The 10,758-nt window shown below is 72.7% G+C and carries 4 protein-coding genes; 1 reads left to right on the top strand and 3 read right to left on the bottom strand.

What is annotated here, in order from left to right:
• Positions 1-226 precede the first annotated feature (226 nt).
• Entirely contained in the window at positions 227-2,074 is a 1,848-nt protein-coding gene (locus ACWC9R_RS09340) for a glycoside hydrolase family 3 protein (RefSeq protein WP_450729887.1), read from the top strand.
• Between the two features lie 103 nt (positions 2,075-2,177).
• On the opposite strand, the gene ACWC9R_RS09335 is transcribed toward ACWC9R_RS09340, so the two are convergent.
• The 3 genes from ACWC9R_RS09335 to ACWC9R_RS09325 form a co-directional block, all read right to left on the bottom strand.
• Positions 2,178-3,596: a S28 family serine protease gene (locus ACWC9R_RS09335; RefSeq protein ID WP_450729885.1), complete on the bottom strand. Its 1,419-nt coding sequence runs from the start codon at positions 3,594-3,596 to the stop codon at positions 2,178-2,180.
• Positions 3,597-3,701: 105 nt separating this feature from the next.
• Positions 3,702-7,580 carry an ABC transporter ATP-binding protein gene (locus ACWC9R_RS09330; RefSeq protein WP_450729883.1) on the bottom strand — a complete coding sequence of 1,293 codons (3,879 nt, stop codon included), beginning with the start codon at positions 7,578-7,580 and terminating at the stop codon, positions 3,702-3,704.
• 189 nt (positions 7,581-7,769) lie between these two features.
• Complete coding sequence (locus tag ACWC9R_RS09325) at positions 7,770-10,676, bottom strand: discoidin domain-containing protein (protein WP_450729881.1); 2,907 nt, start codon at positions 10,674-10,676, stop codon at positions 7,770-7,772.
• Positions 10,677-10,758: the final 82 nt, after the last annotated feature.

Raw genomic sequence — 10,758 nt, 5'->3', positions numbered from 1 at the left:
CTCCCCCACGCTCTTCCTATCGGTGGGAGCAGGTCGGCCGAGAGGTGGTGGGGGCGGTCGACCGCCCCCACCGCCTCCCGACGCCCCATCACACACCCCCGCCCGTCGCGCAATAGCTGGGCGCCACCGTGGACCGAGTCATTGACCGACAATAGTTTTCCGGCTATCCGTGTTTCCTTGGAAGTTTCCTTCAATGAGTCGAGGAAGCCCTCCGGAAGGAGCGCAGATGCACTCCAGACGTACCGTCCTGACCACCGCGGCCGCCGCGGCCGCCGCTGCCGCGGGTGCGGGGGCCGGCCTCGCGCACGGCACCGTGCCCGGCACCGGCGTCGGACATCAGCCCGCCGACCCCGCCCCGTCCGCCGCCACCCGGGCCCGGCTGCGCCGTCTCATCTCCCGTATGACTCCGGAGGAGAAGGCCGGCCAGCTCTTCGTCATGCGGGTCTACGGGCACTCCGCCACCGACCCCGACCCGGCCGACGCCGCCGCGAACCAGAAGGAGATCGGGGTCGCCAACGCCGCCGAGCTGATCGCCAAGTACCACGTCGGCGGCATCATCTACTTCGGATGGGCGCACAACACCCGGGACCCGCACCAGATCGCCGATCTGTCCAACGGCATCCAGAAGGCCGCCGCCGCCCAGCGCGTCCCCGTCCCGGTGCTGATCTCCACGGACCAGGAACACGGCATAGTGGCCCGCGTCGGCGCCCCCGCGACGCTGTTCCCCGGGGCGATGGCGCTCGGCGCGGGCGGCTCCCGCGACGACGCCCGTACGGCGGCCCGGATCGCGGGCGAGGAGCTGTTCGCCATGGGCATCCGGCAGGACTACGCGCCGGACGCCGATGTCAACGTCAACCCGGCCAACCCGGTCATCGGCGTGCGCTCCTTCGGGGCGGACCCGCAGGCCGTGGCCCGTATGGTGGCCGCCGAGGTGAAGGGCTATCAGGGCGCCGGGATCGCCTCCTGCGCCAAGCACTTCCCCGGGCACGGTGACACCGACACCGACAGCCATGTGGGACTGCCGTACATCCGTCACAGCGCCGAGGAGTGGGAGCGGCTGGACGCGCCGCCCTTCCGGGCCGCGATCGCCGCCGGCATCGATTCGATCATGACGGCGCACATCGTGGTGCCCGCCTTCGACCCGAGCGAGGACCCGGCCACCCTCTCCCGCCCGATCCTCACCGGCATCCTGCGCGAACGCCTCGGCTACGACGGGGTGGTGGTGACGGACTCCCTCGGGATGGAGGGCGTGCGGGCGAAGTACGGCGACGCCCGGGTGCCGGTGCTCGCCCTGAAGGCCGGCGTCGACCAGCTGCTGAACCCGCCGGACCTCGCGGTCGCGCACGGTGCCGTGCTCACCGCGCTCAGGGACGGCGAGCTGACCGAGCGGGACCTCGACGCGAAGCTGCTGCGCATCCTGCTGCTCAAGGAGCGGCGCGGGCTCTTCAGGGACCCGTACACCACCCGTCAGGCCGTGGACCGGGCGGTCGGCACCCGTGCTCATCTCGCCGCGGCCGACCGGATCGCGGACCGCACCACCACGCTGCTGCGCAACGACACCGGCCTGCTGCCGCTGTCCCGGCGCCGGGAGCGCAGGGTGCTGGTGGCGGGGGTGGACGCGGCCGCGCCGTCCGGGACCGGCGGTCCGCCCACCACGGTGCTGGCGCGTGCCCTCACCGAGCTGGGCTTCACGGCCACCGCCCTGTCCACGGGCATGACGCCGACCCAGCAGCGGATCGACGAGGCGGTGGCGGCGCTCGGCGAGCGGGACGCGGTGGTGGTGGCCACCTACAACGTGACGGCGGGCTCGGCCCAGCGGAAGCTGGTCGACGCGCTGCTCGCCACGGGCAAGCCGGTGGTGCAGCTGGCGGTCCGCAACCCGTACGACATCGCCCAGTTGGGCGGTGTCCGGGCGGCGCTGGCGAGCTACTCGTGGACGGATGTGGAACTGCGGGCGGCGGCCCGGGTGATCGCCGGCCGGCGGGACCCGGCGGGCCGGCTGCCCGTCCCGATAATGCGCGCCGACGCCCCGACCAGGGCGCTCTACCAGATCGGCCACGGGCTGACGTACTGAGCGCCGGACGGACCCGGCGCGCTCCCCCCTGTCCCCGGGGAGCGCGCCGTCGCGGTCCTCGCACCGCGGCCGCCGGGCGCTCCGGCCCGGCGGCCGCGTGCGGTCAGGGCCGCAGCAGCGGCATCCGCCGGATCTCCTGCTTGTCCAGCTTCTTGTTGTCCGGGGCCAGCGGGGTGGCCTTGCCGTCCGGGGCCCGGACTCCGGCCCAGTCGAGCAGCTCGGCGGTGGCCTTGGCGCGGTCGGCGTCCTTCAGCTTCGCGATGTTCGAGCCGTGGTTGCCGCCGGGGACGGTGAAGACGTAGGAGTCCCGGGCGCCCTTGCCGACCGTGAAGTGTTCCGAACTCCACGGGTCGTACTCGCCGTTGACGAACATCATCCGCTGCGCGTGGTGGCGCACCCAGCGGTCGATGTCGGGCATCGCGCGCCGGTCGAAGCGCATCGGGATGTCCTTCGGCACGAACGACCGGGAGTTGTTGATGCCGGGGTACTTCAGCAGTCCGGCCAGCTGCGGGTAGCCGTAGCCGGGCTCACCGAGCTGGGTGCCCGCCTGGTAGTAGTACGGCGTGTAGGTCTCCATGCCCTGGTCGGTGTAGCTGGAGAAGCCGCCGACGTTGTCCATCCACTTCCACAGCTCGTCGGTGGAGACGGTCGGGTCGGGGACCTCGGCGCAGGCGGTCGCAGCGGGCTGGTACTGCCAGAACCCGAACACCAGGTCCGTGACCATGACTTCGTAGGCCCGGTCTGCGTTGCCGACCTTGGTGAAGGTCTGCTTCTCCTTGTCGGCCCACTTCTGGAAGCGCTTGACCATCTCTCCGCGGCGCAGCAGGGCCTCGCGCTCGATGGCGGTGAGGGCGGTGCGGCACTTCGCGGTGCCGACGGTGCGGAAGAAGCGGTCGTACGCGGAGTCCTCGTCGTTGCGTACGTCGTTGGGCGCGACGTAGGCGACGGTGCCGTCCATGTCGTGCGGGAAGAAGCGGCGGTAGTAGGTGGCGGTCATGCCGCCCTTGCTGCCGCCGGTGTCGATCCAGTTCTTGCCGTAGATGCGGTGCAGCGCCCGGAAGATGCGGTGCTGGTCGTTGGCGGCCTGCCGGATGTCCAGCTTCTTCCAGTCGGTGGGCGTGGGCCGCGACGGGGTGAAGTACCGGTACTCCATCGACACTTGGTTACCGTCGATGATCTTGGTCGGTTCACTGCGGGACGGTGTGGTGTTCACGTTGTACCCGGAGGTGAAGAACACCGTCGGCCGGTCCACCGACTTGTGCAGCAGCGTCAGCCGCTGCTGGAAGGTCCCCTTGGAGGGGTGCCGGTGGTCAACCGGCTGGGTGTAGTTCAGTACGAAGTAGCGGTAGCCGTCGACCGGCTTCTCCTCGGTGAGGCTCATTCCCGGAATCGCGAGAATCCGGTCCTTGATGTCCTCGGTCTTCGGCTCGGCGGCGGTCGCCGCTCCTGCCGAAGCACTGCCGGCTCCCGCCGTGCCTATGAGCACCGCGAGCGACAGCAGCCATCTGGTGGCCTTGCGCATGCACCCTCCCCTTGGGATAGCAAAGGTCGGGCTGAACCTATCTGCGCGACGGGGGTGCCACCAGCCCTTGGCGCCGTTCGGTGGACGGGCCCCGCCCCGGCCCCCTCAGGCCGCGAGTTCCTCCTCCTCGCCCGTGAAGGTCCGCCACAGTTCCGCGTAGCGGCCGTCGCGGGCCAGGAGCTGGGCGTGGCTGCCGTCCTCGACGATCCGGCCCTGGTCGAGCACCACCACCCGGTCGGCGCGGGCCGCGGTGGTCAGCCGGTGCGCGACGACCAGGGTGGTACGGCGTCCGACGAGCCGGTCGGTGGCCTGGTTGACGACGGCCTCGGTGGCCAGGTCAAGGGACGCGGTGGCCTCGTCGAGCAACAGCACGTCCGGGTCGACGAGTTCGGCGCGGGCCAGGGCCAGCAGCTGGCGCTGGCCGGCCGAGAGGTTGCGGCCGCGCTCGGCGACCTCGTGGAGGTAGCCGCCGTCGAGGGTGGCGATCATCGCGTGGGCGCCGACGGCACGCGCGGCGGCCTCCACCTCGGCGTCGGTGGCGTCCGGGCGGCCGTAGGCGATGGCGTCGCGGACCGTGCCGGCGAAGAGGTAGGACTCCTGGGGGACCACGCCGAGGCGGCGGCGGTAGCCGGTCAGGTCCAGCTCGCGCAGGTCGGTGCCGTCGACCCGGACGGCGCCCGAGGACGGGTCGTAGTACCGCGCGACCAGCTTGACCAGGGTGGACTTCCCGGCGCCGGTCTCGCCGACGAAGGCCACGGTCTGGCCGGCCGGGATGGTCAGCGCGATACCGGCGAGCGCCGGCTCGTCGCCGCCGCCGTAGTGGAAGTCCACCTCGTCGAAGGTGATGGCGCCGCGCAGCGCGGGCACCGCGCGGGGCTTCTCCACGGCCGGGGTGGTGGTCGGCTCGCGCAGCAGCTCCTGTATCCGGCCGAGCGAGACGGACGCCTGCTGGTAGCCGTCGAAGACCTGGGAGAGCTGCTGGACGGGCGCGAAGAACAGGTCGATGTAGAGCAGATAGGCGACCAGCGCGCCGGCGGTGAGGGTCTCGGAGCCGACCCGGCCGGCGCCGACGATCAGCACCAGCGCCGACGCCACGGACGACAGCAGCTGGACGAAGGGGAAGTAGACGGATATCAGGAACTGGCCGCGGACCCGGGCCCGGCGGTAGTCGTCGCTGCGGGCGGCGAACCGCTCCGCGCCCTGCCGCTCGCGGCGGAAGGCCTGGACGATCCGCAGCCCGGCGACGCTCTCCTGGAGGTCGCCGTTGACCACGCTGATCCGCTCGCGGGCCAGCTCGTAGGCCTGCACGCTCTGCTTGCGGAAGAAGTACGTGCCGATGATCAGCGGCGGGAGGGTGAGGAAGACGACCAGGGCCAGCTGGACGTCGAGGGCCAGCAGCGCGACGAAGATGCCGAGGAAGGTCAGCATCGAGACGAGGGCGGTGACCAGACCGGTCTGCAGGAACGTGGACAGGGCGTCCACGTCCGTGGTCATCCGGGTCATGATCTTGCCGGTCAGTTCCCGCTCGTAGTAGTCGAGCCCGAGGCGCTGGAGCTGCGCGAAGATCTTGAGGCGCAGGGAGTAGAGAATCCGTTCGCCGATGCGCCCGGTCATGCGGTTGCCGCCGATCTGGGCGGCCCACTGGGCGAGGACCACGGCCAGGGCGATGGCGGCGGCGGTCCAGACGCCGATCAGCGCGCCGCGGCGGACGCCCTCGTCGATGCCCTGCCGGATCATCACCGGCAGCAGCAGCCCGGCCAGCGCGTCCACGGCGACCAGCGCCAGCGCGAAGGCCAGCGGCCCGCCGAAGCCGTGCAGCAGCCGGCGCAGGCCGTAGGAGCGCTCGGGGCGCACCGCCTGCTCCTCGTCGACGTCCGGGGTGTCCGTGGCGGGCGGCAGGGCGGCGACCTGGGCGAGGAGTTCGGGGGTGGCGGGGAGGCCGGCCATCGCGGCGCCGATGCCGGGCCCGGCCGCGGCGGCCGCGCGGGCGGCCATCCCGGCTCCGCCCGCCTCGGCCTCCTGCTCGCGGCGGACCCAGAGTTCGGGGGTGATCGTGCCGTCCGCCCCGGACCGGCCCGGCGCGGCGGGCCCGTCGGTGTCCGCCACCGCGTCCGGTGCCGTCAGCCCGGCGGCGGCGAACTCGCCGTCGAAGGCGCCGGCCAGTTCTCCGGCCGGGTCCCGTTCGACGCCGCCCAGTTCCTCCGGGTCGGTCAGCAGCTTGCGGTAGAGCGGACAGCGGTCCGCCAGCTCCTCCTGGGTGCCGAGGTCGACCAGCCGTCCGCCGTCGAGGACGGCGACCCGGTCGGCGAGCGCCAGGGTGGAGGCGCGGTGCGCGATGAGCAGGGTCGTACGGCCCGCCATGACGCCGCGCAGCGCCTCGTGGATCTCGTGCTCGACCCGGGCGTCGACCGCCGAGGTCGCGTCGTCCAGGACCAGCAGCCGGGGGTCGGTGAGGATGGCGCGGGCCAGGGCGACGCGCTGGCGCTGGCCGCCGGACAGGGTCAGGCCCTGCTCGCCGACCTTGGTGTCGTAGCCCTCGGGCAGCTCGGATATGAAGCCGTCGGCCTGGGCGGCGCGGGCTGCGGCGCGTATCTGTGCGTCGGTGGCGTCCGGGTGGCCGTAGGCGATGTTGTCGCGGACGGAGTCGGAGAACAGGAAGCTGCTCTCCGGGACCAGGCCGATGGCGGCGCGCAGCGAGTCGAGGGTCAGCTCGCGCACGTCGTGGCCGCCGACCAGGACGCGGCCCGCGGTGACGTCGTAGAAGCGCGGCAGCAGCAGCGAGACGGTGGACTTGCCGCTGCCGGACGTGCCGACCACGGCGACGGTCTCCCCGGCCTCGATGCGCAGGGAGAAGTCCTCCAGTACGGGGCGGACGGTGGCCGGGGCGCCGTCCGGGTCCTCGTGCGGCGGGGCGTACCCGAAGGTCACCCGGTCGAACTCGACGGTGGCGGGGGCGTCGGCGGGCAGCTCGTGGGCGTCCGGCCGCTCGGCGATCGAGGGCTCGGTGTCGATCAGCTCGTAGACCCGCTCCACACCGGCCCGTGCCTGCTGGCCGACGGTCAACATCATCGCCAGCATCCGGACCGGTCCGACCAGCTGCGCCAGGTAGGTGGAGAAGGCGACGAAGGTGCCGAGGGTGACCTGTCCCTGGGTGGCCATCCAGCCGCCGAGGGCCAGCATCGCGACCTGGCCGAGGGCGGGTACGGCCTGGAGGGCGGGGGTGTAGCGGGCGTTGAGCCGGACCGTGCGCAGCCGCCCGGCGAACAGCCGGCGGCTGACCTCGCGGAGCTTCCCGGTCTCCTGGTCCTCCTGCCCGAAGCCCTTGACGACCCGTACGCCGGCGACCGCGCCGTCCACGACTCCGGCCACGGCGGCCGCCTGCCCCTGGGCGTACCAGGTGGCGGGGAAGAGGCGGGCGCGGCTGTGCTTGGCGATGAACCACAGGGCGGGCGCGACGGCCAGCGCGATGACGGTGAGCAGCGGCGACAGCACGGCCATCACGGCCAGCGAGATCGCGAACAGCAGGACGTTCCCGATCATCATCGGGAGCATGAACAGCAGGCTCTGGATCAGCTGGAGGTCGCTGGTGGCGCGGCCGACGACCTGGCCGGTGCTCAGCTCGTCCTGCCGCCGGCCGTCGAGCCGGGCGATCGAGCCGAACATCCGGGTCCGCAGGTCGTGCTGGACGTCGAGGGCGAGCCGTCCGCCGTAGAAGCGGCGGATGTAGGTGAGGACGTAGACGGCGACCGCGGCGACGACCAGCAGGGCGGCCCAGGGCGCGAGGGCGCGCTCGTGCCCGATGATGACATCGTCGATGATCAGCTTCGGTACCAGCGGGACCAGGGCCAGTACGGCCATCCCGGCGAGCGAGGAGCCGAGGGCCAGCAGTACGTCCTTCCGGTACTGCCAGCAGTCGCGGGTCAGCCGCCGCGCCCAGCCCGCTCGTTCCCTGTCCGTCCCCGCCACCCGGTGCCTCCCACCCATCGACACTGTTCGAGGGCGGCAACACCGCGCGGGGCGGATTTCATCCCGCCGTCACAAACTTCCGTGCGAGTGCCGCCACGGCACGGCGTCCGGGCCCGGGGCGGCGGAGGCCCCGGCACGGCGGACGGCCCCGTTCCGGGTGGTCCGGTACGGGGCCGTCGCTGTGCCGTCCTCAGGTGCGGTGGCGGGTTACTTCCCCCGCTCCGCCGTACGGTCCTTCGCCCGCTCCACCGTCAGCTCCGCGATACCGGGGTGCGGCTTGGGCTTGCCGTCGGCGCCCGCGGTCCGGTCGCCGGTCACCGTGACCCGGACGTACCGGGCCGGGGTGCGGCCCGCGTAGCCGGTGCCCGTCCAGTGCTTGCCGTCCAGGGAGACCTGGATGTTGGAGGACTTGGGCGGGGTGCCGTTCCAGTGCGGGGTGATCTGGCCGACCTGGGTGGTCCGGCCGAGGTCGACGGTGAGGGTGCCGGTGGCGGCGTCGGGCACCCAGGCCGTGGTGGTGTTGCCGTCCACCGCGGCTCCCGCGTAGAGACCGGGCTCCTCGGACGTCGCGGTGGCCGTGGTGCAGCGGGCCGCGTTCGAGGTGGCCGCCAGGTCCGGGCGCCGGGTCTTGAGGACGGCGGGCACCCCCCGGCTGACGACCTTCTCGCCCTCCGGGGACTCGATCCGCATCGGCGCACCGGCGGTCAGCCGCACGGTGGTCTGGTGCGCGCCGATCTCGATGTCGTAGGTCCGCCCCTGCCAGTGCAGACCGCGCAGGGTGACGCCCTCGGAGAGCTGCGGCGGCAGCATCGGGTCGAGCCGGACCCGGTCCTCGCGCAGCCGCAGCCCCGTCAGCCCGTGGGTGAAGGTCTGCAGGAAGCCGCCCTTGCCGGTGAGGAAGTCCTGGGCGGGCTTGCCGGCGTGCGGGTCGTCGGCGCCGGCCTTGTCGCCGCGCGCCTCGGAGAACTGGTGGAACGGCCCGCGGACGAACGGCTTGATGGACCGCATCAGGTAGGTGTACGTGGAGCAGCCGGCCTCGCCGATGCCGGCGGCGTCGATGGCGTGCACCGAGTCCGTCATGGCCGGGCCGTCCGGGTCGGTGTGCCCGGCGTAGAAGTCCAGCGTGCGGGCCGCCTGCGTCTGCGACATCGGCCATTCCAGCGGGTACATCAGCAGCACGGTGTCGGCCTGCTTGATGGTCGTGCCCTTGTACCCGGCGTACTGCTCGAAGACCTTCTTCTTGCTGTCGTACGGGATGCGCAGCTTGTCGGCGAGGGTCTTCCAGGAGGCCGGTGCCTTCTCACCGAGGATCGCGGCGACCCGGCCGGCGTGCCGCAGCGCGGTGGCGGCCCCGGCGTTGGTGAACACCGCGTCGTTGACGCCGTTGCTGTACTCGTCGGGACCGGCGACGTTCTTGACGGAGTAACTGCCGTCGGTGTTACGGGTGGCCCGGGACGCCCAGAATTCGGCGATGCCCTTGAGGACCGGCCAGCCGCGGGACCGCAGCCAGGCGGTGTCCTTGGTGGCGAGGTAGTACTGCCAGGTGGCCAGGGAGATATCGCCCATCAGGTGGTTCTGGGTCTTGCAGTGCGGCGGGTCCCAGCTGTGGCACTCCTTCCACAGGTCGCCCTTGCTGCCGCTGGTCCAGGAGTAGAACAGCCCGTCGTAGCCGAGCTTGCGCGCGTTGGCGGCGGCCCCGGCCCGCGTCTTGTAGCGGTAGTCGACGATCGACTTCGCGAGGGCGGGGTGGGCGGCGAGCAGGCCCGGGTACATCCAGGTCTCGGCGTCCCAGAAGATCTCACCGGCGTAGTTGTCGCTGGTCAGGCCGGTGGGGCCGATGCTGTTGCGGCTGCCGGCGCGGGTGTTGGCCAGCAGTCCGTACTGCGCCGAGCGGACCCAGGACTGGAGGTCGCGCCGGCCCTTGACCTCGATGTCGCTGCGCCACAGCCGCTGCCAGGCGGCGGTGTGCCCGGCGAACAGGGCGTCCCAGCCGCGGGCGGCGGCCCGGCGGGAGGCTGCGTCGGCGGCGGCGCGCGGGGTGCGGGAGGTGAGCGCGGTGTCCACGCCGACGTACTTGGTCAGCTCGTACGAGCGGCCGCTGCGGACCGGGAAGGACACCTGCTGGTGGTTGCTCAGCTTGTCCTGCCGGGCGGCCGGGCCGGGCGGTTCGGCGCGTACGCCGGGCCCGGTGCGCAGGGTGGAGGCGACCGCGCCCTCGGTGTCCGTGCCGTCCGTGCGGAACCCGACGTCCATGGTGCGGCCGGTGTCCCCGCCGGCTTCCTTGCCGCGGGGTTCCTTCCCGCCGGTCTCCTTGCCGCCGGAGTCCTTGCCTCCGCTCTCCTTGCCTCCGGTGGCGGCCCCGTCCGTGGACGGTGCCATCCGGCGGGCGCCGCGGCCGTCGAGGCGGTCGGTGACGGTGGCCGCACCGCTCCAGTGGGGCGTCATCCGCAGGCGGACGGCACCGGTGTGGGCGCTGGTGCGGTCGGCGAGCACGTCGTAGACCAGGTCGGTGGCCCGGCCGTCGGCGGCGGTCCAGGTCAGCGACGTACGGACGAATCCGCAGCGCAGCGAGAGCGTCTGGCGGTAGTGCGAGATCCGGCCGGGCGCGGTGGCGGACGAGAAGGTGTCCGGGTGCGCGCCGCCGGTGGCGACGTCGAGGGTGGTCCAGGTGGGGAGCGCGGCGATGGCCTGCCGGCCCTTGAGGTCCTTCGGTCCCTTGGCGTACAGCCCGGAGACGAACGAGCCGTCGTACTCGGGGGTCTTCAGCGGCCAGCCGGTCTCGCCGCCGGGGGCCGCGTAGCCGGTGCCGTTGGGCGGTACCCGCTGCCCGAGGTAGCCGTTGCCGACGTAGGCGTGGTGGCTGTCCTCGGGGTCGATCCTGGTGGCGGTGGCGGTCCAGCCGTCGCCGCCGTCGCCCTTCATGCAGGGTTCCGGTGCCGGGCCGGCCGGTCGCGGCGCCCGGACGGGCGCCGAGGCGGAGGCCGAGACGGGGGCGAGGACCGCGATCAGGGCGGTGGCGAGCAGAGGGGCGACCAGCGTGCGGGAGCGCCGCGCCACGGGGCGGGGGGACCGCTGCGGCGGCCGGTCCACGGGGGGCTGTGGCGAAGGGTGCATGGTTCTCCGTCATTTGTGCGCGGTCCGTGCCACGTCACGCGGCACGGACTCACCATGAACATCATCAGGCCCCCGCCTGCCC

It is taken from the genome of Streptomyces sp. NPDC001219 (assembly GCF_053597915.1).
The sequence above is the reverse complement of the archived record's forward strand: the minus strand, read 5'-3'. Positions and strand labels throughout refer to the sequence as shown.